Below are 23,368 nucleotides of genomic sequence, written 5' to 3'. Positions count from 1 at the left end.
GCTGATTAAAACAATAGGCAGCACAGGGCAACTAAAATCAGCAGAAGCTGTATATAATAAGCCCGGAAAAAAAGAAAATCTGGAAAGAAAGAGGAGGCATGAAAATGTCGATTAAGATTGCACTTGCAGGTAATCCTAACTGCGGCAAGACCACATTATTCAATGCACTGACCGGCTCTAACCAGTTCGTTGGTAACTGGCCTGGTGTAACAGTAGAGAAAAAAGAAGGTAAACTGAAAGGTCATAAGGATGTAACCATCATGGACCTTCCTGGTATTTATTCCCTTTCCCCATACACACTTGAGGAAGTGGTTGCCAGAAATTACCTGATCAATGAAATGCCAGATGCGATCATCAACATCGTAGATGGTACAAACCTTGAGCGTAACCTGTATCTGTCCACACAGATCATGGAGCTTGGAATCCCGGTAGTTATGGCTATCAACATGATGGATCTGGTTCAGAAATCCGGAAACAAGATCCACATTGACAAATTAAGCAAAAAGCTTGGCTGCGAAGTAGTTGAGATTTCCGCTCTGAAAGGAACCGGAATCATGAAAGCTGCTGAGAAAGCAATCAGCGCAGCACAGAGCAAAAAGAAAACAATTCCGGTTCACGAATTTGCACAGGATGTTGAGGATGCGATCAAATCTGTTGAGAATAAGCTGACAGGAACTGTTGCAGAGGCTCAGAAACGTTTCTTTGCAATCAAGCTTATCGAGAAAGATGACAAGATCGTAGAGCAGATGAAGAGTGTTCCGGATGTGTCTTACGAAGTAAAGGCTCTGGAAGATAAATTCGATGATGATACAGAGAGTATTATCACAAACGAGCGTTATGTATACATCTCTTCCATTATTGGACAGTGCTATACAAAATCCTCTACAGGAAAGAAACTTACAACCTCCGATAAGATCGACAGAATCGTAACCAACAGATGGCTGGCGCTTCCGATCTTCGCAGTTGTAATGTGGGTTGTTTATTATGTGTCTGTAACCACTGTTGGAACTATTGTAACAGATTGGACAAATGATGTACTCTTCGGTGAGATTATTCCTCCGGCAGTTGAGTCTGCTCTGGAAGCTGTAAATTGCGCTGCATGGCTGCAGGGACTGATTCTTGACGGTATTGTTGCCGGTGTTGGCGCTGTACTTGGTTTCGTGCCGCAGATGCTGGTTCTGTTCCTGTTCCTTGCATTCCTTGAGTCCTGCGGTTACATGGCTCGTGTTGCATTCATCATGGACAGAATCTTCCGTAAATTCGGTCTTTCCGGAAAATCCTTTATTCCAATGCTGATCGGTTCCGGATGTGGTGTTCCTGGAGTTATGGCTTCCCGTACAATCGAGAACGACCGTGACCGTAAAATGACAATCATGACTACAACATTTGTTCCTTGTGGTGCGAAGCTCCCGATCATTGCAATGATCGCAGGTGCATTCTTTAACAACAGCGGATGGGTTGCTACAAGCTCTTACTTTGTTGGCATCGCAGCAATCATCTGCTCCGGTATTATCCTTAAGAAAACAAAAATGTTCGCTGGCGAGCCGGCACCATTCGTTATGGAGCTTCCGGCATATCACTGGCCAACCGTTGGCAATATTCTGAGAAGCATGTGGGAGAGAGGCTGGTCCTTCATCAAGAAAGCCGGTACCATCATTCTTCTTTCCACCATCGTTCTCTGGTTCCTTATGGGATTCGGCTGGGAAGGCGGTTCCTTTGGAATGGTAGAAGAGCTGAACAACAGTATTCTTGCCAAGATCGGTTCTGCAATCGCCTGGATTTTTGCTCCTCTTGGATGGACAAAAGCAGGAGAAGGCTGGAAGATGGCAGTTGCTGCCGTAACAGGTCTTATTGCAAAAGAGAACGTTGTTGCTACATTTGGTATGCTCTTCGGATTTGCTGAGGTTGCAGAGAATGGAGCTGAGATCTGGGGAAATCTTGCACAGGTAATGACTCCTATTGCAGCATACGGATTCTTGGTATTCAACCTTCTTTGTGCTCCTTGTTTCGCAGCTATGGGTGCTATTAAGAGAGAGATGAACAATGCAAAATGGTTCTGGTTTGCAATCGGCTATCAGTGCGGTCTTGCTTATGTAGTTTCCCTTTGCATTTATCAGATTGGTACACTGCTTACAGGCGGCGGATTTGGAATCGGAACAGTTGTTGCATTCGTTCTGGTTGCAGTATTCCTGTACCTGCTGTTCAGACCATATAAAGAGAGCAACAGCTTAAAAGTTAATACAAAGAGTATTGCTTAAGCAAAGTTGTTAAAAATAATTCAGCCTGTATCCCTTAAAAGATACAGGCTGGAATTTTTATATAAGGGGAAATCACCATATCTTTTCACTTTGGAAAAAGATGCTCTGCAGCAGTGAAGGCGTGAACCGTTATGGTTTCTCCTTATATAGAAATTCCAGCCCTGATATAAAATCATACAGAAATCAAAAAGGATGGCGATGAAAATGATGAAAAACGCAGTTGAAGAAAAAGCATATGAAAATCAGGAAGCATATCAGCGGACACAAATGCAGAAAGATATGATCCTTGAACGATTACGCGAACAAGGCTGCAGGATCACCAGACAGCGCCAGCTGATACTGGATATTATTCTGGAGGAGGAGTGTTCCTGCTGTAAGGAGATTTATTACAAGGTGCAGGAGAAAGACCGAAATATTGGACCTGCCACAATTTACCGTATGGTAAATATGCTGGAAAAAATCGGCGCCATCAGCCGAAAGAACATGTACCGGATTTCCAGCTGTGCAGCATGCTGCCAGGAAAATGGCTGCACGGTAAGACTTAGCGATGCTACTGTCTGTAAGCTGCCTTCTGAAGTATGGAAACAGGTTGTAAGAGAAGGATTGAAAAATATGGGCTATATTGGAGATCAGGATATTGAGAGTATTGAGATGACCATGTCAAAGTGCGGTGCTTGAAAACTGGCATGATAGTATGAAGGCATATAAAAATAGCAGTTATCCAGTGGAGAGAGTTAGAGCCTGTTTGAAAAAGCATTCCCGCAATCTGCACGCTCCTCTTTGCGGTATATTTCACTCAAATTGTGACGTACATCTTGCAGAAAGTTTTTTCAAACACGCCCTAAAACAGGGAGATAATGAGAATATTTCTCGATAAGCAAAATAGCACTGGGAATTTCAGAAAACCTGATATATAATACCAAAATATTGAAAAATAATTAACAACAATAGCGTTTCACTATAAGGAGGAATTTAATCATGGCAAGTTTTAAATGGGACAAGACAGGACTTTTTGCAGCAGGTGTTTTATTCGGAACAGCAGGTATCAAGCTTCTTTCCAGCAAAGATGCGAAAAAAGTTTACACAGAGTGCACAGCAGCTGTTTTAAGAGCAAAGGACTGTGTAATGAAGACGGTTACAACTGTTCAGGAAAATGCAGGTGATATCTATGCAGATGCACAGCAGATCAACGAGGACAGAAAAGCAGCTGAGGAGCCGTTTGAGGATGAGACAGCTGAAGGCGAGACAGAGTTTAAAGAGACTGATGAAGCTGAAGAGGCTGAGACAGAGGAAGCTGCTGAGTAATCTGGCAGTGTAATACCTTGCAAACATATTGGGGACTGCCGTTTTTGCGACAGTCCTCTTAATCGTTGCTGTTCCTTTGAAAAACTCTGCGAAATATTTTGGTGAACAAACCTTACTAAAATTTCGAAGAGTGTGGCGCGAAGCGATTACGGTAAACGTAATGAACAGTAACTCTTGCTTTGAAGAAAAAGTAGGTGAACAAGTTGAAATTTACAATTAAACATGAGAAAAAAGGACGTATCAGAGTCCATCTTTTTCAAAAATATATGAATTTTACCCAGGCAGATACCCTTCAGTATTACTTGGAAAATCTGAATGGAGTAAAGAAGGCCCAGGTCTTTAACCGTACCAGTGATGCTCTTATCTATTACACCGGAGAACGGAATGAACTGTTAAAGGCAATTCAGGCATTTGGTTACAGCCGTGTCAGCGTACCGGCCCAGGTGCTGGAGAATTCCGGAAGAGAATTAAATGAGACTTATAAGGAGAAGCTGGTAAATAAAGTTATTTTCCATTACGGACGCAAGCTGCTTTTGCCATATCCATTGTCTGCAATCTATACCACTGCAATGTCTGTGAAATACATCTGGCTGGGGGTTAAGACACTCTGGAAGCGTAAGATCGAGGTTCCGGTTCTGGATGCAACTGCAATCGGTGTTTCTATTTTCCGCGGCGATTTCTCCACAGCTGGTTCTGTTATGTTTCTGCTTGGAATCGGAGAATTGCTTGAGGAGTGGACCCACAAGAAATCAGTGGATGATCTGGCACGTACCATGTCTCTGAACACTGGTAAGGTATGGCTTCGCAGTGAAGGTACAGAGGTGCTGGTGGACGCAGACAAGATCCAGGCCGGAGATATGGTTGTAGTACATATGGGAAATGTGATTCCCTTTGACGGTTTGATCGCAGAGGGCGAGGCTATGGTAAACCAGGCTTCCCTGACTGGTGAATCTGTTCCTGTAAGAAAAGTGGAAGGAAATTCCGTATACGCAGGTACGGTTGTGGAAGAGGGTGAGGCTGTCATTACTGTAAAAGCAGTTGGTGGTTCCAGCCGTTATGAGAAGATCGCAGCCATGATTGAGGATACTGAGAAGCTGAAATCCGGTCTTGAGAGCAAGGCCGAGCACCTGGCGGACAGACTGGTCCCATACACACTTGGCGGTACAGCACTTACCTATCTGCTTACCAGAAATGTAACCAAGGCTGTTTCCGTATTGATGGTTGACTTCTCCTGTGCCCTGAAGCTGGCAATGCCGGTTTCCGTACTTTCCGCTATCCGGGAGGCAGGAGAATACAAAATCACTGTGAAAGGCGGTAAATTCCTGGAGGCAGTTGCGGATGCCGATACGATCGTATTTGACAAGACTGGTACGCTTACCAAGGCAGAACCTACAGTAGCTGAGGTTGTCCCGTTTAATGGACAGAACGAAAATGAACTGCTAAGAATTGCAGCCTGCCTGGAAGAACATTTTCCCCATTCCATGGCGAAAGCTGTTGTAGACGCAGCGAAGAAGAGAAAACTGGATCATGAGGAAATGCATTCCAAAGTAGAATACATTGTGGCTCATGGTATTTCTACAACCATTGAAGGGAAAAAAGCAATCATCGGAAGCTCCCATTTTGTATTCGAGGATGAGAAATGTACCATTCCGGAAGGCATGGAAGAGAAGTTTAAAAATCTTCCAAATGAGTATTCCCATCTGTATCTTGCAATTGAAGGCAGTCTTGCAGCTGTTATCTGCATTGAGGATCCTCTCCGTGAGGAAGCTCCTGCAGTTGTAAAAGCGCTGAAAAAAGCCGGATTCAGCAAGGTGGTTATGATGACCGGAGACAGTGAACGTACAGCCAGGGCTGTTGCTGCCAAGGTCGGCGTTGACGAATATTATTCTGAGGTTCTTCCGGAAGATAAAGCAAGCTTCGTGGAAAAAGAGAAAGCAAAAGGACGCAAGGTTGTCATGCTGGGTGATGGAATTAACGATTCCCCGGCACTTTCTGCAGCTGACGCAGGTATTGCAGTAAGCGAAGGCGCTGAGATTGCAAGAGAGATTGCAGACATCACTATCGGTGCGGATAATCTGGAAGGTATCGTAGTTCTGAAGCATATCAGTGACGCGCTGATGAAGCGTATCCACAATAATTACAGAACGATCGTAGGATTTAACACTGGTCTGATCCTGCTGGGCGTTGCCGGAATCCTGCAGCCGACTACCTCAGCATTGCTTCACAATACTTCAACATTGCTGATCGGTATGAACAGTATGAAGAATCTGGTGGGCACTGAGGAAATCTGAACGGATGTGTCGCGCATTGCGGACATTGTAAAAAAATCGGGTTCTGATTGCGGGAATGATTTTTCAAACACGCTCTGCGGTAATAGTGGAACTTCTGAATATAATCAGAGAGTTAATGAGACTGTTTTTCATTAGCTCTCTTTTTTTTGCTTAGTACTTGACAGAAATAAAGGATTAGTGTAAACTAACATCATAAAAGTTAGCATAAGCTAACCGAAGCGTAGAACTATAAAAATATATAATCAGCACATTTTACATAAAATAAAATGTAAAGGACTGCAGCAACTAAAACATATTTCAGAAGTGCAGGCGTTACTGGGAAGGTTGTAAACAGAAAACGGAAAGCTTCTAATTTTTTTAACAAAGGGTTAGAACAGACTAACGAAAATAAGGAGAAAACATTGCATGGAAGCAGGGAGGTTTCTTCATTTTCAGAAGCTTCAGGAAACCCGGAAAGGACAATTTACATGAGTATTGTAATCATCGGCGGAAATGAGAGAATGGTATGTCAGTATACCGATATCTGCAAAGACTATGGATATAAGGCGAAGGTTTTTCCAAAAGAGAACGGCGCCATCCGTAAAAAAATCGGATGCCCGGATCTGATGGTGCTTTTTACCAATACAGTGTCCCATAAAATGGTCATCAGTGCATCCCAGGAAGCAAAGAAAAACAACATTCCGGTAGCGCGCATCCATACCAGCAGCGCAAGCGCCTTAAAGTGTGCATTGGATGAGCATGCAGTGATGGCATAAAGAAGAATTTGCGAGCCACATTCGCAAAGGGGTTATAGTATTTTGAATGCAGCTAATGACAGGAGTTTATCATGATCGAGAAATGTCTCATTGAGCACTGTGCTCCCACCCTTGCTTCATTAAAAGCAGCCAATCTTTTCAATGCCTGTTGTGAAGAGGGAGAAAATATAGACCTTCAGATTTCCAGGTGGAATCAGCTGATGAATCCAAAGGGCGTGAAGCTGCTGGCACTTCGCAGTCGTGGTAACCGTTCTCTGGTTTATGTATACCGGGAAAAACAGCTGGCACAGAATCTGAATCGTCCTGGAGTTGCCCGGTTTCTGGAAAAATATGGATATGAAAATACAGAACCGGAACAGTGCCTGGCGTTACTGAAGAAGCGCTTTGAGGCATCAGAAGATTTTCCACATGAGATTGGGATTTTTCTTGATTATCCACTTGGGGACGTAATTGGTTTTATCCAGAATGGCGGACAGAATTATAAATGTTCCGGCTGCTGGAAAGTATATTGTAATGAATGTGAAGCATTGAAAATGTTTCAGAAGTACCATAAATGCCGCGAGGTTTATCGGAATCTATGGGCAAAAGGCAGGAGTGTTCTGCAGCTGACAGTGGCTGCCTGACATACAATGAAAGTCCACTATGGGTGACAGCTAAAAAGCGATAAGAGTCACGGAAAAGCTGACTTTCGTTATTAAAGTGCCAGATGTGGAGGATAAAACATAAATGATCTCACAGGCTGGCAATAAAATTATAAAAGAAAGAGGTTAAGTGAAGTTATGAGTAAAGTAGCAGTTGTATATTGGAGCGGAACTGGTAATACAGAGGAAATGGCAAATAAAGTAGCGGAAGGTGCAAAAGCTGCAGGAGCTGAGGTAGAAGTGATCAGTGCAGATGATTTTGATGGAACAGATATCAGCAGTTTTGACGGTGTAGCTTTCGGATGCCCTGCAATGGGAGATGAGGAGCTTGAGGATTCCGTATTCCAGCCGGTATTCGAAGCATGTGAGCCAAAGCTTGCAGGCAAAAAAGTAGCGCTCTTCGGTTCCTACGGATGGGGAGACGGCGACTGGATGCGCAGCTGGGAAGAAAAATGCCAGAACGATGGCGTTGCACTTGCTGTTGACAGTGTAATCTGCAACGAAGAGCCAGATGATGAGGCTCAGGCAGCCTGCATTGAGCTTGGAAAAGCTATCTGCTGATTGGAACTGTTTTTGAAAAAAACAGAATATAGATTATTATAACAATAATAACATTTACAGCCGCTATTAGTGCAAATAACGTACTAATGGCGGCTGTTTTGATGAAACTTAAATAAATTGACCGAAATCCCGTCTGGGAGTATAATTGTGTCAGAAAAGTGAAACAGTAAAAATCCCCATAAAAGCCAAAGTTCACCCCTCTGTTCAAGGCCTTCCAGATAAGGTAAAATGAAGATTGCAAAGTGGGAGATCATCACAAAACGGATTTGTTGCCTATTTGTGACATCACTATATATGAGAGTCAGCTGTAGAGCGGGACTTTCACAGGATATTACAGTATAAAAGGAGAAAACAGAAATGGCAGTTACAGAGAATAAATATCAGCTTGGAACAGCTGAAAACCAGAAATTTCTGCAGGATGTTAGAGATGGCTTATTAAGCTTCGGACATCAGTTTCCGTCACCAGGAGGAAGCTCCTATTATCTTGGAGATGACGGCACTCCCTGGAAAGACCGTAACCGTGAAACCTGGATCACAAGCCGTATGACACATGTGTACAGCATTGGTTCCATGCTTGGACATGAAGGCAGCGAGGCATTGGCTGATGCAGCGTTGAAGGGGCTTAGAGGCGAGCTTCACGATGATCAAAATGGTGGTTGGTATGCTGGTCTTACAAAGGACAATGAAATTGTTCCAACCAAGCAGTGCTATGCCCATGCATTTGTAATTCTGGCAGCTTCTTCCGGCGTGTTGGCCTGCAGAGAAGGGGCAGCAGAGCTTTTGAAAGATGCCTTGGCACTTTATGATCTGAGATTCTGGAACGAGGAAGAAGGACTTTCCTGTGATACCTGGAACACAGAATTTACAGAGCTGGATTCCTATCGAGGCTTGAATGCAAATATGCATACCGTTGAGGCGTTTCTTGCCGCAGCTGATGTGACCGGGGATGAGAAATATCGTGTACGTGCAGGCAGGATCATCGACCATGTTCTGGTATGGGCAAAGGACAATAACTGGCGTATACCGGAGCATTTTTCCAGTGACTGGGTACCGGATCTGGAATGCAACAAAGACCGCCCGGACGACCAGTTTAAGCCATACGGCGCAACTCCGGGACACGGAATTGAGTGGGCAAGACTGATCACACAGTGGGCGCTTTCTACATATAAAGAGGATAAGGCTGGCGCAGCACCTTATATTGAAGCTGCAGAGAATCTGTATAACCGCGCAGTTGCTGACGCATGGAATGCAGACGGTGCACCGGGAATCTGTTACACAACAGACTGGAACGGCAAACCTGTAGTCCATGACAGAATGCACTGGACTCTTGCAGAAGCAATCAACACCTCTTCCGTTCTGTTCCATGTAACAGATAATGAGAAATACGCAGCAGATTATGCAGAGTTTATGAAATATCTGGATGAGAAAGTTCTGGATCACGTAAACGGTTCCTGGTTCCACCAGCTGGACAGAGAGAACAATCTTCTGGAGACCGTATGGCCTGGAAAGTCTGATATTTATCATGCACTGCAGGCTACATTGATTCCATATTATGCTCCCGGTCTGTCCATTGCAGTGGCAGTGAAGAAGCAGGCAAGATAAAACAAAAATATTTTGTAACTGAGAAGGTTCTGACCAGGTACAGTGATAAAATTAATGGGGAGGCTTTGCCTCCCCATTTTGGACTTATTAGGTAAGTCAGTGAAGTCTGGAACGTAAGCGGACATTTCAAACACTCACGGTAAACTTCATTCATCCCACCCATCATACAACCGGATGTTCACCTGGATATTTCTGACCACATCCTCATCTTCTAATTCCATATCATCTGGATCTGTGATCGGAGGCAGCTCTGGAACTTCTTCGGAGAGCTCTACAGAAATCCAGTCGAATGCAGCAGCGTTAGCGCTTTCGATAGCTTCGTCTAAAGTGTCTCCTTCTCCGAAGCAGCCTTCCAGGTCTGGGAAAGTTCCCTTATAACGACCATCTTCGGTTTTCTTAAAAACAGCAGGATATATAAATTTCATGATAAACCTCCCGAAAATAAAAATAACATATTGAAAATTAATTTCAATTATAAGCGTTTGAGCTGGTAAATACAAGATAAGAAAAAACTTGTATTTAAGAAAATACGAAACGAGAAAAGACGTGGCAGCGGAGCCAAAAAGAATCTAAGAAACAGGATTGTCAAATATAGGGGAAAATGATATTCTTACAGCAAGAGACTTTAGAGCGTGTTTGAAAAATCATTCCCGCAATCTGCACACTCCACTTTGCGGTATATTTCACCTGAATTCGGTTGCCGTAGCCCGCTACCGCGCCCTCATCCGAGCGAAATCTCCCACAAATTGTGACGCACATCTTGCAGAAAGCCTTTTTCAAACACGCTCTAGCCGGTTCGGAACTGAAAGAAAATGGCGCGGCTTTATAGAAATATACCTGCCGGAGGTGAAATCTTGGAATTTCAGCATGAATTGATCATACCAAACGAAGGTCTTCCTTTCAAAATCTTTTTATTTGAAGGCGGACACGGCAATTACGAAAGAGAAAAACACTGGCATACCTCAATTGAGATTTTTGCAGTGCTAAAAGGCAGACTGACTTTTTTTCTTAATGAAGAAGAGTACCCCCTGGAGGCTGGCGGGCTGATCATCATCAATTCCAATGAGATCCACTCCATTCACGCCCCCAGGAAAAATGAGACTGTGGTTTTGCAGATTCCACTGAAGCAGTTTGAAAAATATTTTACTGCCCAGCGGTTTATCCGATTTACAAGTGCAGCCCGTGTGGCAAAGGATCAGAAGTCCAAGGCTCCGGATAATCGGAAGCTGGCATTTTTTATTGAGGAGCTTTATAAGGTGTACTGTGCCCGTGAAGAAGGATGGGAGTACCGGACTATGGCACTGTACTACAATATTTTGTACCTGATGGTAAGGGATTATCGTGAGACCGAGGCTGCACAGGAGGAAATTCAGGACAGCCGACGACTGGATGCTTTGTCAAAAATTACCACTTATATGCGTGAGCATTATACAGAAGAACTGAAACTTTCTGAGATGGCAAATTTATTTGGCTATTCAGACGCTTATTTGTCGCGAATGTTCAAAAAGTATGCAAAAATCAATTTTAAGACTTATTTACAGGAAATTCGCATGTCTTATGCATGTCGGGAACTGATGAATACAGAGAAAACAGTGAGCCAGATTGCCCTGGACAACGGTTTTGCCAGCAGCAGAGCCTTTTCCAGAGAGTTTCAGAAGAAATATAACAGACTTCCAAGCGAAGTAAGACAAAAATTTAATACAACTCCAAAAGAATAAAATGTCAAAAAAGTGCTATAGATAAGACAAGAAAACCGTCGTAAAGCATATCAGAATATGGTATGCTTTTTTCATGCAGAAAGAACCAGGGCAGACTGAGATCAGCAGCTGGTTCGGGAATCTTGAGTATGAGCATGTTGGACTGCTGTGAGAGTGGCAGATAGTAGCCATGTCCGCATTCTGATATGCGCAAAAGGAGGTTAATCGTGAAGATTCAGAAAGTAACAGATCCGGCATTCCGTAAATATGGACAGGTGCTGGAGGGATACGACTTTACAGGTCTTATCAAGGAGATGAAACACACTCCGGTTCCAGAGGACGTAATCTATGTTCCATCTGTTGAGGAGCTGGAGGCACTGGATATTATGAAGGACCTGCAGAATAAGGGATACGGCGGGCTGCCGGTCCAGATCGGATACTGCAACGGCCATAACAAGAAGCTGAATGCAGTGGAGTATCATCGTAATTCCGAGATCAATGTAGCGGTTACAGATCTTGTCCTTCTTATCGGACATCAGCAGGACATTGAGCCGGATCATACCTATGATACATCTAAGATCGAGGCATTCCTTGTACCGGCAGGAACCGGAATCGAGGTATACGCTACCACACTTCACTACGCACCATGTCATGTGAATGAGGGCGGTTTCCAGTGTGTTGTTGTACTTCCGAAAGGAACTAACACAGACCTTACTTTCCAGACTGAGAAGACGGGAGAGGACAGCTTGATGACAGCCAAGAACAAATGGCTGATCGCACATGAGGATGCGAAGATCGCTGGCGCATTTAATGGTCTGAAGGGTGAGAATATCACAATTGACTGATAAAATAATTCATAGTTGCTCATTTTTTTCAGAAGATAAACCGACACGTTGTTGGCGGGTAACTACTAAAGTCTGTTTGAAAAATGAATATTGAGACCTGAGGAGCTTACATAGCTACCACAATTGAAAGTTTCTTAAAAAATTAACATATGGAGGAATACCTATTATGAACAATATACCAGTAGTAAAACTTGGATTAATCGCAGTAAGCCGTGACTGTTTCCCGATTCAGCTTTCTGAGAAGAGACGCGCAGCTATCATGGACGCTTACAAGGGTGAGCTTTATGAATGTCCAGTAACTGTTGAGAATGAGAAAGACATGGAGAAGGCTCTCGAGGATGTAAACAAAGCTGAGTGTAATGCACTTGTTGTTTTCCTTGGAAACTTCGGACCAGAGACTCCAGAGACCCTGATTGCTGAGAGATTTGACGGACCTTGCATGTATGTAGCTGCTGCTGAGGGCGATGGCGATATGATCAATGGTCGTGGTGATGCTTACTGCGGTATGCTGAACTGCTCCTACAACTTAAAGATGCGTCATCTTGAAGCTTATATTCCGGAATATCCGGTTGGAACTGCAACTGACATTGCTACCATGATCGCTGACTTCGTACCAGTTGCACGTGCCGTTATCGGTGTTCGTAACCTGAAAATCATTACCTTTGGACCACGTCCACAGGACTTCTTCGCATGTAACGCACCGATCAAAGGACTCTATGAGCTGGGCGTTGAGATTGAAGAGAACTCTGAACTTGACCTTCTGGTTGCATACAAAGAGCATGAGAACGATCCTCGTATCCCGGAAGTTTGTGCAGATATGGCGAAGGAGATGGGCGAGGGCAGATACTATGCTGACCTTAGTGAGAGAATGGCACAGTTTGAGCTTACTCTTCTTGACTGGGCTGAGGCTCACAAGGGAGCAAGAAAATACGTTGCATTTGCTGATAAATGCTGGCCTGCATTCCCGTCACAGTTTGGATTTGAGCCATGCTATGTAAACAGCCGTCTTGCTGCAAGAGGAATCCCGGTATCCTGTGAGGTTGATATCTACGGAGCTCTTAGCGAGTACATCGGACTTTGCATTTCCAATGACGCTGTTACACTGCTTGACATCAACAACTCCGTTCCTCAGTACATCTATGATGAGGATATCAAGGGCAAATATGATTATAAGCTTACCGATACATTCATGGGCTTCCATTGCGGAAATACTCCGGCCTGCAAGATGTGCGATTCCAGAGCTGTTAAATATCAGCTGATCCAGCACAGACTTCTTGAACCGGAAGGATCTGAGCCAGATTTCACAAGAGGAACTCTGGAGGGAGATATCGCTGCTTCTGATATTACATTCTATCGTCTGCAGTGCAACTCTGAGGGAGAGCTTGTTTCTTATGTTGCAGAAGGTGAAGTTCTTGACGTACCTACAAGATCCTTTGGTGGTATTGGTATCTTCGCAATCAAAGAGATGGGAAGATTCTACCGTCACGTACTGATCGAGGGCAACTACCCGCATCACGGTGCAGTTATGTTCGGACATTATGGAAAGGCATTCTACGAAGTAGTGAAATTCCTTGGACTTGATGTTAAGAAGATCGGTTACAACCAGCCAGCTGGTGTAAGATATCCTACAGAGAATCCATGGGGCTAATGCTTAAATAAACAGTAAGTAATTGCTGTGTACAAAGTTGAGAGCAATGTAGAATGATTGCTTCTTGCTTAAAAAGCAGGAAGGGACGATTTGAATAGAATTATAGGCGTATATAGAAACGGCCGTACCACTTTATGCGGTACGGCTGTTTTTAGAATAGGCGGGCAGAGCATTCTAAGAGGGTTCTGGCCGGAAAGCCTAGAAGGAGCGCCTAAGGCATGAACTTAAGGAGGATAAAAATGTATTTTATCGGTGTTGATCTTGGTACTTCCGCAGTAAAACTTCTTCTTATGGAAGAATCCGGAAAAATCTGTAATATCGTATCAAAAGAATATCCATTATTTTTCCCGCATCCGGGCTGGTCTGAGCAAAATCCGGAAGACTGGTATACCCAGAGTATGGCTGGTATGAAAGAACTGACAGAGGGCATTGACCGCTCCCTGGTTGCCGGAATCAGCTTCGGCGGACAGATGCATGGACTGGTAACTTTAGATGATCAGGATCAGGTAATTCGTCCTGCAATTTTGTGGAATGACGGACGTACTTCTGAAGAGACAGATTATCTGAATAATGTGATCGGAAAGGACAAGCTTTCCCAGTATACTGCAAATATCGCATTTGCAGGCTTTACTGCTCCGAAGATCCTGTGGATGAAGAAAAATGAGCCAGAGAAATTTGCAAAAGTTGTGAAGATCATGCTTCCAAAGGATTACCTGGCTTATCGTTTAAGCGGCTCCTTCTGCACAGATGTATCTGACGCTTCAGGTATGCTTCTTCTGGATGTAAAGAATCGCTGCTGGTCTAAAGAAATGATGGAAATCTGCGGTGTGAAAGAGGAGCAGCTTCCGAAGGTTTATGAGAGCTGGGAGGTTGTTGGAACACTGAAGCCAGAGGTTGCTAAAGAGCTTGGCTTCTCTGAGAATGTAAAGGTTATCGCTGGTGCTGGAGACAATGCGGCAGCAGCTGTTGGTACTGGAACAGTTGGTGATGGACAGTGCAATATTTCCCTTGGTACTTCTGGAACTGTATTTATTTCCAGCAAGAATTTTGGTGTAGATGAGCACAATGCCCTTCATTCTTTCTGCCATGCAGATGGAAGCTATCATCTGATGGGATGTATGCTCAGCGCTGCTTCCTGTAATAAATGGTGGGCCGAGGAGATTCTTGGAACGAAGGACTTCGCAGCAGAGCAGGCGCCTATCCAGAAGCTTGGTGAGAATCACGTATTCTTCCTGCCATACCTGATGGGCGAGCGTTCCCCACACAACGATCCAGATGCAAGAGGCGTATTCTTCGGCATGTCCATGGACACCTCAAGAGCAGATATGACTCAGGCTGTATTGGAGGGAGTTGCTTTCGCACTTCGTGATTCTCTGGAGGTTGCAAAGAGTCTTGGAATTAAAATTGAGCGTACCAAGATCTGTGGCGGTGGTGCAAAGAGCCCGCTGTGGAAGCAGATTATTGCAAATGTTATGAATATTAAGGTTGACGTTCTGGAAGTGGAAGAGGGACCATCCCTTGGCGGTGCTATGCTGGCAGCAGTAGGATGCGGTGTTTATCCGAACGTTGAGACTGCTGGCAAGAAGCTTGCAAAAGTAGTGGATACTGTAGAGCCTACTCCAGAACTGGCTGCGAAATATGAGGAGAGATACCAGAAGTTCAAAGAACTGTATCCGGCTATGAAGCCGCTGTTTAAGAATCTGTAAGAGATATAGCAAGGCGGACAAAATTTGGTTTAAAACGGATTAATAGAATGGTGATTGTGTTGAATGTGAAATAATTAACACAATCACCATTTTTGTATAGTCATGATTCTATAAAACAAATTTCTCCAGAACTTCTGCAACACCATCCTCATTGTTAGTGCGTGCAGTGATATAATCCGCAGACTCTTTCACGCCATCTGGTGCATTTGCCATGGCAACGCCAAGGGCAGCATAGCGGATCATGGAGAGGTCATTGAAACCGTCGCCGATAGCGATAGTTTCAGCGGGGGTGAAATCGTAGAGCTTACCAATGCAATCAATAGCTGCAGCCTTTGACACCTTACTGCTGAAGAACTCCAGATAGAAGGGCTTGGAGGTGCAAAAAGTTACGTTATGAAAATGAGCTGTTTTCCGTAGCTCTTTTTCTATTTGCTGAATTTGGGAAACATCGTCATACCAGAGAATTTTCGTAATCCCCTGCGCCAAAAGCTCGTCGATAGATGGCATGAGAAGGGGCGTTACCTTGGTAGCCTGGCTGTATTCCTGAATCCGGTCATTCAGCTTGTTCCCATATAATTTATTGTCCGACCAGATGCACATGGTAGTATCATAGTTCAGTCCTGCTTCCAGAATCAGACGCGCATCGTCAGCTTTCAGCTCCTGTCTATACAGAACGCGTCCGTCAGCAGAATCCAGGATCATAGCCCCATTATAAGTGATCACAGGTCCCTGAATGCCCAGCTGTTTCTGATAGCGCTCCACTCCCTGAATGGGGCGCCCGGTGCATATGGAGAAAATCAGTCCCTGCGCGGCTGCCTGCCGGATTATTTCGATGGTGTATGGTGTAATTTCGTTTTTGTCATTTAATAAAGTACCGTCCATGTCGGCGGCTGCAAATTTATAGATCATAGTGCCTCCTGGAATATATGGTAAATTAGTTTTGTGAGCTGAAATGCCCCTCGCAGGCAGAGTATCCTGCTGGTTGTTTTTTCTTATTATAAAACGAAGATAATGCAGGAATCAATCACTTTGAATGGTTACATGTGAAGATTCACATGGATTTCGGGAAAAGATGCCTTGATTTCGGCATTTAAGAGAATTGTTTTTTTGTTTGCAAAATGGTAAAATAATTGGGTGCTGTAAAAGCGGAAACAGGCAGGCTGAGGTTGTGAAACAGTCATGCCTTTGGGACTTTTACAAAAATGAAAAATAGAAAAGTGATGAGGTGTAAAGCTATGCAGGAAATGAAGCCAGTTAAAGAAGGCAAAGTACGCGAGATTTACGACAACGGAGACAGCCTGATCATGGTTGCGACAGACCGTATCAGCTGTTTTGATGTGATCCTGAACAACGAAGTGACGAAGAAAGGCACTGTTCTTACCCAGATGTCCAAGTTCTGGTTCGATATGACCCAGGATATCCTGCCGAACCACATGATTTCTGTTGATGTAAAAGATATGCCGGAGTTTTTCCAGCAGGATAAGTTTGACGGAAACAGCATGATGTGCCGCAAGCTGGATATGATCCCGGTTGAGTGCATCGTTCGTGGATATATCACTGGAAGCGGCTGGGCAAGCTACCAGAAGAATGGTACAGTTTGCGGAATTACTCTTCCGGAAGGTCTGAAAGAGTCTGACAAGCTGCCTGAGCCTATTTACACACCTTCTACCAAGGCTGAGATTGGCGACCACGATGAGAATATTTCTTTTGAGCAGAGCGTTACCCATCTTGAGAAATACTATCCGGGACATGGTCAGGAGTATGCAGAGAAGATTCGTGATTACACCATCGCATTATATAAAAAATGTGCTGAGTATGCTTTAAGCAAAGGTATTATTATTGCAGATACCAAATTTGAGTTTGGACTTGATGAAAATGGTAATATTGTTATTGGTGATGAGATGCTTACACCGGACAGCTCCAGATTCTGGCCGGCAGATGGATATGAGCCAGGTCATGGCCAGCCATCCTTTGACAAGCAGTTTGCCCGTGACTGGCTGAAAGCAAACCCGGACAACGACTGGACTCTTCCACAGGAAATCGTGGACAAGACAATCGACAAATATCTCCAGGCATATGAGATGCTTACAGGGGAGAAGCTGAAATAAGTAATATACAAATACTGCCAGGGCATTTGTCCCTGGCAGGCTGATAAAATCCTTTATTTTATTTTCAAAGGATACACTTTGCTTGTATGTAAAAAGCGCCCGGGAGTTTGGGTCTCCCGGGCGTTGATTTTTGTGAGCAACGTGCCAAATCCATGTTTACACGGAAACCTGGCTGACATGTAAAAATCAGAACAGTCCTGTGATCTTACCTGTTTCGTCTACATCGATTTTCTCAGCAGCCGGAACCTTTGGAAGACCTGGCATGGTCATGATCTCTCCTGTGAGGGCTACGATGAAGCCTGCACCTGCGGAAATCTTCAGGTTACGAACGGTTACTTCGAAGTCTGTAGGAGCACCAAGCTTGGTCTGGTCATCTGTTAAGCTGTACTGTGTTTTTGCTACACAGATCGGGCAGTTTCCGAATCCCAGTTCCTCAAGCTGTTTTGCCTGTTTCTGAGCGTTTGCTGTGAGAACAACTCTCTTACCGCCATAGATTTTCTGAACGATCTGGTTCAGCTTATCTTCGATAGAGCCTTCAAGCTCATAGGAATATGTGAAGTCGTTTGGCTCTTCAACAAGACGGATTACTTCCTCAGCTAATTTAATACCGCCTTCGCCGCCTTTTGCCCATACTTCAGAAAGTGCAACATTAACGCCAAGCTCTTTACATTTTGCTTCTACCAGGTCAAGCTCTGCCTTGGTATCAGTCGGGAATGCATTGATTGCAACAACACATGGAAGCTTGTAAACATTTTTGATGTTGCTTACGTGTTTCAGAAGGTTTGGAAGACCTTTTTCAAGAGCCTCAAGGTTCTCATTGTTAAGATCAGCCTTCGGAACGCCGCCATTGTATTTCAGTGCACGGACAGTAGCAACGATAACAACTGCATTTGGTTTCAGACCAGCCATACGGCATTTGATATCAAGGAATTTCTCGGCACCAAGGTCAGCACCGAATCCAGCCTCTGTGATGGTGTAATCAGCAAGCTTCAGAGACATCTTGGTAGCGGTTACGGAGTTACATCCGTGAGCAATGTTTGCGAATGGTCCGCCGTGAACGATTGCAGGTACATGCTCCAGTGTCTGAACAAGGTTTGGTTTCAGAGCATCTTTCAGAAGTGCTGTCATAGCACCCTCTGCATGAAGATCACCAGCTGTTACCGGTTTCTGCTCTGACGGTTTGCCATATGTATAACCGATGATGATTCTGGAAAGTCTTTCTTTCAGGTCTTTGATATCACTTGCAAGACAGAGAACAGCCATGATCTCGGAAGCTACCGTGATGTCATAGCCGTCTTCACGAGGCATACCGTTTGTTCTTCCGCCAAGTCCGTCTACTACATTACGAAGCTGACGGTCGTTCATATCTACACATCTTCTCCATGTGATCTTACGTGGGTCGATGTTAAGAGCATTGCCCTGGAAAATATGGTTATCGATCATTGCCGCAAGAAGGTTGTTTGCTGCGCCGATTGCGTGGAAGTCACCTGTGAAGTGAAGGTTGATATCTTCCATTGGAACTACCTGGGCATATCCGCCGCCTGCTGCACCGCCTTTTACACCGAATACCGGTCCAAGGGATGGCTCACGAAGAGCTACCATAACGTTCTTGCCAAGCTTCTGCATAGCGTCTGCCAGACCAACTGTAGTAGTGGTTTTTCCTTCTCCGGCAGGAGTCGGGTTGATAGCGGTAACCAGAATCAGTTTGCCATCATTCTTATCTGTTTCTTTCAGAAGATTGTAGTCGATTTTTGCTTTGTATTTACCATACTGCTCAAGATATTTGTCCGCAATACCTGCTTTAGCTGCAATCTCAGTGATTGGTTTCATTTCACATTCCTGTGCGATTTCGATGTCACTTTTAAACCCCATAATAAAAGCTCCTTTCGTTGTGTAAGATTAAATGGTTTTTATATGACCGCTTCTTAAAAAGACAACGGTATTTCCCTCATGTCAGAGGTACCTCCCGGTAAAAAAAGGGCAGTATCTGATGATTCAAATACTGCCCAGACGGTCGGCTGGAAATTACGGTCTATGCTGTCTGCAAAATATGGTGCAGCAGCTGTAAACAGTAATCCTCATGATCTGCTCCTGAAGTCCCTGTGGTTAACTCCACGATCCGTCAGTATTCAGAAGCTTTTCAATTGATGTGTTCATTGTATCATTAAAAAAACATTTTGTCAATAAATTAACAGACAGCATTATTGTCAAAAAAGACGATGTATATTTGTGAAAAATAACAAATGCTTTGAATGTGGAGAAAATTTGTCTGAATGGAAAAATATAATCTCCGATTCAGACTTCATAAAAATTTTATGACTTGGATAGTTGCGTATGAGGGCAAGTATTGTTAGAATAGAAAATGCACAGAGCCTGTTTGAAACAGGATAATGATTCGTGGTTTTATATAAGAAAGGTTGAATAATTGAATGAATAGAACAGAATTTCTGGATACATTGAGAAGTCAGCTGTCCGGACAGATGCATGAGGGTAAGGTGGCGGCGCATGTGCGTTACTATGAAGATTATATTCAGTCACAGGTACGTAGTGGACGTGATGAGCAGCAGGTTCTTGATGAACTTGGAGATCCAAGGCTGATCGCCAGGACTTTGCTGGATATAGATGTGGATAACGGGCAGCTGGATTATGAGGAGTACAGCACCTATTCGGATGACGCACAGAATACCCAGAGCTCCAGCCGGAATCATGTACATGTATGGCGGTTTGATACCTGGTACAGCAAACTTCTGGGCGTGGTGATCCTGCTGATAGTCGTCTTTTTGCTGTTTCATATTCTGGTGGCAGTGATTCCGTTTTTTGCGGTACTGGCGTTGATTTTGTTTATTGTGTCACTGATTAAGAATCGGAATTAACATGATACTATGAACGTCACGAACGGCAGATGCGGGAGTGTCGCAGGCGCACAGCAGCTGATTTTCATATATAGAGATGTCGCCGATAGACGACATGTCCGTTTTGTAACAAAAAAATGTCGGACATGCTTTAGAGAATCATATGTTACTGTTCACTCCGTTCACAGTAACGCGCTTCGCGATGCACAGAAATCATGCATTCGCATGATTTCGCGCCGCAATTCTCGGGTTTTCTGTGAACTTTGTTCACAAAAAACGCCTCGCGGAACGTGACCAGTGAACAGTAACAATCATATTCAGCAAGGTTTCTTCTGAGCAGGAACGAGTTACAGTTTTGTTGAGATCGTGATATAAAGTATGGACATTATAGAATATATTCAGGGAAGGATTTAAATGAGCAGTATAACAATAGAAGAATTAAAAAAGTTACCAGCGGAGTCCTATCAGATCATTGATGTCCGCGACGAGATTGAGATTTCCCATGGCGCTGTTAAGGGGGCTTTGGCCTGTAAGCCAGAGGAAATCATGGAGAATCCGGAAGTGGATAAGACCAGAAAACTGGTTATTTGCTGCAGCCGCGGAATCAATAGTAAAGAAATCGCTAAGAAGCTCGAGGAAGAGGGGCTGGATGCAGTAAGCCTTGAGAAAGGGTACATTGCCTGGCTTATGGATGCCATGAAGAGTTCCCAGGACGAAGATTTTGCGAAAAATGTGGAGATCAGTCTTCGCAAGAAATTTAAGAAAAAAATCTGGTCCAGGTTTACCAAGGCAATCAATACTTACGAGCTTGTGAAGCCGGGAGATAGGATTGCAGTCTGTATTTCCGGCGGCAAGGACTCTATGCTGATGGCAAAGTGCTTCCAGGAACTGAAGCTTCATAATAAATTTGATTTCGAGGTGAAATTTCTGGTTATGGATCCGGGCTACAGTCCGGCCAACCGTCAGGTAATCGAGGAAAACGCCAGAAGGTTAAATATTCCTATTCGTATTTTTGAGTCTGATATTTTTGAGTCTGTATTTAATGTGGAGAAATCTCCTTGTTATCTTTGCGCAAGAATGCGCCGCGGGCATCTCTATGCTTTTGCAAAAGAAATGGGTTGCAACAAGATTGCACTTGGTCACCACTATGATGATGTGATTGAGACCATTCTTATGGGCATGCTTTACGGTGCCCAGGTACAGACTATGATGCCCAAGCTTCACAGCACCAACTTTGAGGGAATGGAACTGATCCGTCCATTGTATCTGGTGCGGGAGGATGATATTAAGGCATGGCGTGACTACAATGATCTCCATTTTATTCAGTGTGCATGTAAATTTACAGATACCTGCACTACCTGCAATAACGAAAATCGCTCCAAACGTGTAGAAATCAAGGAACTGATCCGTGACCTGAAAAAGGTGAATCCGTTTGTAGAGGGCAACATTTTCAAGAGCGTAGAGAATGTAAATATTGATACAGTTGTGGGATATAAACAATATGGTGTGAGACATTCTTTCCTGGAAAATTATGATGGGGAGCCCGGTTCTGCCTCTGAGAATGCTGCTGATGCAGCAGAGTAACAGAGAGAAAATGTGGATTTTAGACCTGCACACTCGGATCTACATCCTACGCGATTGGTATAGTTATTTACGAAACGATGTATTAGTAAAAATATTGAGCCAAGGTCAATGCTGCATGTGACCTTGGCTCGTTTTTTGTCGGGGATGAAAAGAGAAGCGCTATAGATATATTGGAGTATTTATTTTCCGATTTTTCCGAGAAGCCATACACAAAGAATGATGATCAGAATGGCAGTAAAGATTCCTGCCATACCTTTTGCCATGATTTCAAGTGCAATAATGATATTTGATGTATTCATAGATAAGACCCTCCTCATTATAAAATCTTTATAAAAATTTTGTCACCAGGTTGATAACCATGCCTCCTGCGATTACAGAAGCAATCTGTCCGGACACGTTGGCACCGGCGGCTTGCATGAGAATTACATTTGTGGGATCTTCTTCCATGGCCATTTTCTGAACTACACGGGAGGACATTGGAAATGCAGAAATTCCGGCGCCTCCGATCATAGGATTGATCTTCTTTTTCAGGAAAAGATTCATAAATTTTGCCAGGAGAACGCCGCCGATGGTGTCCATGACAAAAGCAAAAAGTCCGATCACCAGGATCAGTAAGGTCTCTTTTGTTACAAACTGTTCTGCACGCATGCTGAAGGAAATGGTGATTCCAAGAAGCAGGGTGATCAGATTTGCCAGAATATTCTGGGCTGTGTCGGACAGGGTGCCCAGGACGCCGCATTCCCGGATCAGGTTGCCGAACATGAGAAATCCAACCAGCGCAACAGATTGAGGTGCTACCAGCCCAACGATTACAGTAACTATAATGGGAAAAGCAATCTTCATGGTTTTGGAAACGGATTTCGGATTATATTCCATGTGAATGCAGCGTTCCTTCTTTGTAGTGACAAGCCGGATGGCAAAGGGCTGTACAATTGGGACAAGTGCCATGTAGGAATAGGCGGCAACTGCAATGGCGCCGATATATTTGGAATTCAGGACCTGGGATACCAGAATGGAAGTAGGTCCGTCGGCAGCACCGATGATTCCGATAGAAGCAGCGTCTTTTAGGTCAAATCCAAGGATGGTGGACAGTAAAATTGCAGCAAAAATTCCAAGCTGTGCACCTGCGCCAAACAGGAACAAAGAGGGATTGGAAAGCAGGGGACCGAAGTCGATCATAGCGCCAATTCCGATGAAAAGTAAAATCGGCATGACTTCTGAGGCTTCAATTCCCACATGGAACAGCCATTCAATGACTCCGTTTGCCTGGATCCCGCCAGCCAGAGTCTGGTTTAAAACTCCGGAAAAAGGCAGGTTCACAAGTATGGCACCAAAGCCCATTGGCAGAAGCAGGGCTGGTTCAAATCCCTTTTTGATAGCCAGCCAGATCAGGGTGATTCCGACGGCAAACATCACAATTTGCTGCCAGGTTAATGCAAGGATTCCGTCTGTTAAAAATTCCATTTCTTTTTCCTCCTTTTGGGTGTTTGAATGTAAGTGCTTAAATAGATAAAA

Annotated in this window: 22 protein-coding genes, 1 pseudogene and 1 riboswitch; of the genes and pseudogenes, 17 read left to right on the top strand and 6 right to left on the bottom strand. The window is 44.1% G+C overall.

Features of this window, described 5'->3' with window-relative positions:
- Positions 1-104: 104 nt before the first annotated feature.
- Positions 105-2,258, top strand: coding sequence for a ferrous iron transport protein B (gene feoB / locus PGQ38_RS03150; protein ID WP_204454610.1), 2,154 nt, complete (start codon positions 105-107; stop codon positions 2,256-2,258).
- A 192-nt stretch (positions 2,259-2,450) separates the two neighbouring features.
- Positions 2,451-2,732, top strand: a pseudogene (locus PGQ38_RS20380) (transcriptional repressor); the annotation flags it as partial.
- 76 nt (positions 2,733-2,808) lie between these two features.
- On the opposite strand, the gene PGQ38_RS20375 reads toward PGQ38_RS20380, so the two are convergent.
- Positions 2,809-3,054: a DUF6783 domain-containing protein gene (locus tag PGQ38_RS20375; RefSeq protein WP_416386735.1), complete on the bottom strand. Its 246-nt coding sequence runs from the start codon at positions 3,052-3,054 to the stop codon at positions 2,809-2,811.
- On the opposite strand from PGQ38_RS20375, the gene PGQ38_RS20370 reads away from it, so the two are divergent.
- The 7 genes from PGQ38_RS20370 to PGQ38_RS03115 all read left to right on the top strand — a co-directional run bounded on the left by PGQ38_RS20370 (position 2,983) and on the right by PGQ38_RS03115 (position 9,413).
- Entirely contained in the window at positions 2,983-3,135 is a 153-nt protein-coding gene (locus PGQ38_RS20370; protein WP_416386734.1) for a DUF6783 domain-containing protein, read from the top strand. The two genes, PGQ38_RS20375 and PGQ38_RS20370, sit on opposite strands and share 72 nt — an antisense overlap.
- A 101-nt stretch (positions 3,136-3,236) precedes the next feature.
- Positions 3,237-3,563, top strand: coding sequence for a DUF6110 family protein (locus tag PGQ38_RS03140; RefSeq protein ID WP_204454609.1), 327 nt, complete (start codon positions 3,237-3,239; stop codon positions 3,561-3,563).
- A 203-nt stretch (positions 3,564-3,766) separates the two neighbouring features.
- A complete protein-coding gene (locus PGQ38_RS03135; protein WP_270430803.1) occupies positions 3,767-5,854 on the top strand; it encodes a heavy metal translocating P-type ATPase in 2,088 nt (695 codons plus the stop codon).
- Positions 5,855-6,321: 467 nt separating this feature from the next.
- Positions 6,322-6,609, top strand: coding sequence for a DUF2325 domain-containing protein (locus tag PGQ38_RS03130; protein ID WP_118581906.1), 288 nt, complete (start codon positions 6,322-6,324; stop codon positions 6,607-6,609).
- 71 nt (positions 6,610-6,680) lie between these two features.
- Entirely contained in the window at positions 6,681-7,232 is a 552-nt protein-coding gene (locus tag PGQ38_RS03125; RefSeq protein ID WP_118581820.1) for a DUF3793 family protein, read from the top strand.
- 156 nt (positions 7,233-7,388) lie between these two features.
- Complete coding sequence (locus PGQ38_RS03120) at positions 7,389-7,811, top strand: flavodoxin (protein WP_118581817.1); 423 nt, start codon at positions 7,389-7,391, stop codon at positions 7,809-7,811.
- Positions 7,812-8,168: 357 nt separating this feature from the next.
- Positions 8,169-9,413 carry an AGE family epimerase/isomerase gene (locus tag PGQ38_RS03115; protein WP_118581814.1) on the top strand — a complete coding sequence of 415 codons (1,245 nt, stop codon included), beginning with the start codon at positions 8,169-8,171 and terminating at the stop codon, positions 9,411-9,413.
- Between the two features lie 146 nt (positions 9,414-9,559).
- Here the strand turns inward: PGQ38_RS03115 and PGQ38_RS03110 are convergent, their stop codons facing one another.
- Both PGQ38_RS03110 and PGQ38_RS19705 read right to left on the bottom strand, forming a co-directional pair.
- Positions 9,560-9,838: a type II toxin-antitoxin system HicB family antitoxin gene (locus PGQ38_RS03110; protein ID WP_118581811.1), complete on the bottom strand. Its 279-nt coding sequence runs from the start codon at positions 9,836-9,838 to the stop codon at positions 9,560-9,562.
- Positions 9,839-9,998: 160 nt separating this feature from the next.
- Positions 9,999-10,172 (bottom strand): DUF6783 domain-containing protein, encoded by a 174-nt coding sequence (locus tag PGQ38_RS19705; protein WP_334304066.1) that lies wholly within the window; start codon positions 10,170-10,172, stop codon positions 9,999-10,001.
- Between PGQ38_RS19705 and PGQ38_RS19700 the strand changes: the two genes are divergently transcribed.
- From PGQ38_RS19700 to xylB, 5 genes are all read left to right on the top strand, one after another.
- Positions 10,092-10,289: a DUF6783 domain-containing protein gene (locus PGQ38_RS19700; protein WP_334304065.1), complete on the top strand. Its 198-nt coding sequence runs from the start codon at positions 10,092-10,094 to the stop codon at positions 10,287-10,289. The genes PGQ38_RS19705 and PGQ38_RS19700 overlap by 81 nt on opposite strands.
- Positions 10,268-11,131: an AraC family transcriptional regulator gene (locus PGQ38_RS03105; protein WP_173719166.1), complete on the top strand. Its 864-nt coding sequence runs from the start codon at positions 10,268-10,270 to the stop codon at positions 11,129-11,131. The genes PGQ38_RS19700 and PGQ38_RS03105 overlap by 22 nt, the downstream gene beginning before the upstream one ends.
- Before the next feature lie 206 nt (positions 11,132-11,337).
- The gene (locus PGQ38_RS03100; RefSeq protein ID WP_226815961.1) at positions 11,338-11,955 is read left to right on the top strand and encodes a DUF4867 family protein; all 618 of its coding nucleotides are present in this window, start codon (positions 11,338-11,340) and stop codon (positions 11,953-11,955) included.
- Positions 11,956-12,121: 166 nt separating this feature from the next.
- Complete coding sequence (locus tag PGQ38_RS03095; RefSeq protein WP_118581802.1) at positions 12,122-13,603, top strand: L-fucose/L-arabinose isomerase family protein; 1,482 nt, start codon at positions 12,122-12,124, stop codon at positions 13,601-13,603.
- Between the two features lie 239 nt (positions 13,604-13,842).
- Positions 13,843-15,309: a xylulokinase gene (gene xylB, locus PGQ38_RS03090; RefSeq protein ID WP_270430801.1), complete on the top strand. Its 1,467-nt coding sequence runs from the start codon at positions 13,843-13,845 to the stop codon at positions 15,307-15,309.
- Positions 15,310-15,417: 108 nt separating this feature from the next.
- Here the strand turns inward: xylB and PGQ38_RS03085 are convergent, their stop codons facing one another.
- Positions 15,418-16,218: a Cof-type HAD-IIB family hydrolase gene (locus PGQ38_RS03085; RefSeq protein WP_195992669.1), complete on the bottom strand. Its 801-nt coding sequence runs from the start codon at positions 16,216-16,218 to the stop codon at positions 15,418-15,420.
- A gap of 326 nt (positions 16,219-16,544) precedes the next feature.
- Here PGQ38_RS03085 and PGQ38_RS03080 point away from each other — a divergent pair, with 326 nt between their 5' ends.
- Positions 16,545-17,417: a phosphoribosylaminoimidazolesuccinocarboxamide synthase gene (locus tag PGQ38_RS03080; RefSeq protein WP_173717512.1), complete on the top strand. Its 873-nt coding sequence runs from the start codon at positions 16,545-16,547 to the stop codon at positions 17,415-17,417.
- Positions 17,418-17,603: 186 nt separating this feature from the next.
- Here the strand turns inward: PGQ38_RS03080 and PGQ38_RS03075 are convergent, their stop codons facing one another.
- Positions 17,604-19,289 carry a formate--tetrahydrofolate ligase gene (locus tag PGQ38_RS03075; protein ID WP_173717513.1) on the bottom strand — a complete coding sequence of 562 codons (1,686 nt, stop codon included), beginning with the start codon at positions 19,287-19,289 and terminating at the stop codon, positions 17,604-17,606.
- Positions 19,290-19,414: 125 nt separating this feature from the next.
- A riboswitch (ZMP/ZTP riboswitch) is annotated at positions 19,415-19,557 on the bottom strand.
- A 289-nt stretch (positions 19,558-19,846) separates the two neighbouring features.
- On the opposite strand from PGQ38_RS03075, the gene PGQ38_RS03070 reads away from it, so the two are divergent.
- A complete protein-coding gene (locus tag PGQ38_RS03070; RefSeq protein WP_270430799.1) occupies positions 19,847-20,290 on the top strand; it encodes a DUF1700 domain-containing protein in 444 nt (147 codons plus the stop codon).
- A 393-nt stretch (positions 20,291-20,683) separates the two neighbouring features.
- The gene (locus PGQ38_RS03065) at positions 20,684-21,853 is read left to right on the top strand and encodes a PP-loop family protein (RefSeq protein ID WP_270430797.1); all 1,170 of its coding nucleotides are present in this window, start codon (positions 20,684-20,686) and stop codon (positions 21,851-21,853) included.
- 327 nt (positions 21,854-22,180) lie between these two features.
- Here the strand turns inward: PGQ38_RS03065 and PGQ38_RS03060 are convergent, their stop codons facing one another.
- Positions 22,181-23,317, bottom strand: coding sequence for a sodium ion-translocating decarboxylase subunit beta (locus PGQ38_RS03060; protein ID WP_118581790.1), 1,137 nt, complete (start codon positions 23,315-23,317; stop codon positions 22,181-22,183).
- Positions 23,318-23,368: the final 51 nt, after the last annotated feature.

This window comes from Blautia faecis (assembly GCF_027662325.1).
In the GTDB taxonomy this organism is placed as follows: Bacteria; Bacillota; Clostridia; order Lachnospirales; family Lachnospiraceae; genus Blautia_A; species Blautia_A faecis.
Note: the sequence above shows the minus strand (reverse complement) of the source record. Positions and strands in the feature narration are given on the sequence as shown.

Bases quoted from the DNA above. Each gene is read 5' to 3' on its own strand.
- feoB (WP_204454610.1), top strand. From the start codon at position 105: ATGTCGATTAAGATTGCACTTGCAGGTAATCCTAACTGCGGCAAGACC.
- PGQ38_RS03140 (WP_204454609.1), top strand. From the start codon at position 3,237: ATGGCAAGTTTTAAATGGGACAAGACAGGACTTTTTGCAGCAGGTGTT.
- PGQ38_RS03130 (WP_118581906.1), top strand. From the start codon at position 6,322: ATGAGTATTGTAATCATCGGCGGAAATGAGAGAATGGTATGTCAGTAT.
- PGQ38_RS03125 (WP_118581820.1), top strand. From the start codon at position 6,681: ATGATCGAGAAATGTCTCATTGAGCACTGTGCTCCCACCCTTGCTTCA.
- PGQ38_RS03120 (WP_118581817.1), top strand. From the start codon at position 7,389: ATGAGTAAAGTAGCAGTTGTATATTGGAGCGGAACTGGTAATACAGAG.
- PGQ38_RS03115 (WP_118581814.1), top strand. From the start codon at position 8,169: ATGGCAGTTACAGAGAATAAATATCAGCTTGGAACAGCTGAAAACCAG.
- PGQ38_RS03110 (WP_118581811.1), bottom strand. From the start codon at position 9,838: ATGAAATTTATATATCCTGCTGTTTTTAAGAAAACCGAAGATGGTCGT.
- PGQ38_RS19705 (WP_334304066.1), bottom strand. From the start codon at position 10,172: ATGTGCGTCACAATTTGTGGGAGATTTCGCTCGGATGAGGGCGCGGTA.
- PGQ38_RS03095 (WP_118581802.1), top strand. From the start codon at position 12,122: ATGAACAATATACCAGTAGTAAAACTTGGATTAATCGCAGTAAGCCGT.
- xylB (WP_270430801.1), top strand. From the start codon at position 13,843: ATGTATTTTATCGGTGTTGATCTTGGTACTTCCGCAGTAAAACTTCTT.
- PGQ38_RS03085 (WP_195992669.1), bottom strand. From the start codon at position 16,218: ATGATCTATAAATTTGCAGCCGCCGACATGGACGGTACTTTATTAAAT.
- PGQ38_RS03080 (WP_173717512.1), top strand. From the start codon at position 16,545: ATGCAGGAAATGAAGCCAGTTAAAGAAGGCAAAGTACGCGAGATTTAC.
- PGQ38_RS03075 (WP_173717513.1), bottom strand. From the start codon at position 19,289: ATGGGGTTTAAAAGTGACATCGAAATCGCACAGGAATGTGAAATGAAA.
- PGQ38_RS03070 (WP_270430799.1), top strand. From the start codon at position 19,847: ATGAATAGAACAGAATTTCTGGATACATTGAGAAGTCAGCTGTCCGGA.
- PGQ38_RS03065 (WP_270430797.1), top strand. From the start codon at position 20,684: ATGAGCAGTATAACAATAGAAGAATTAAAAAAGTTACCAGCGGAGTCC.
- PGQ38_RS03060 (WP_118581790.1), bottom strand. From the start codon at position 23,317: ATGGAATTTTTAACAGACGGAATCCTTGCATTAACCTGGCAGCAAATT.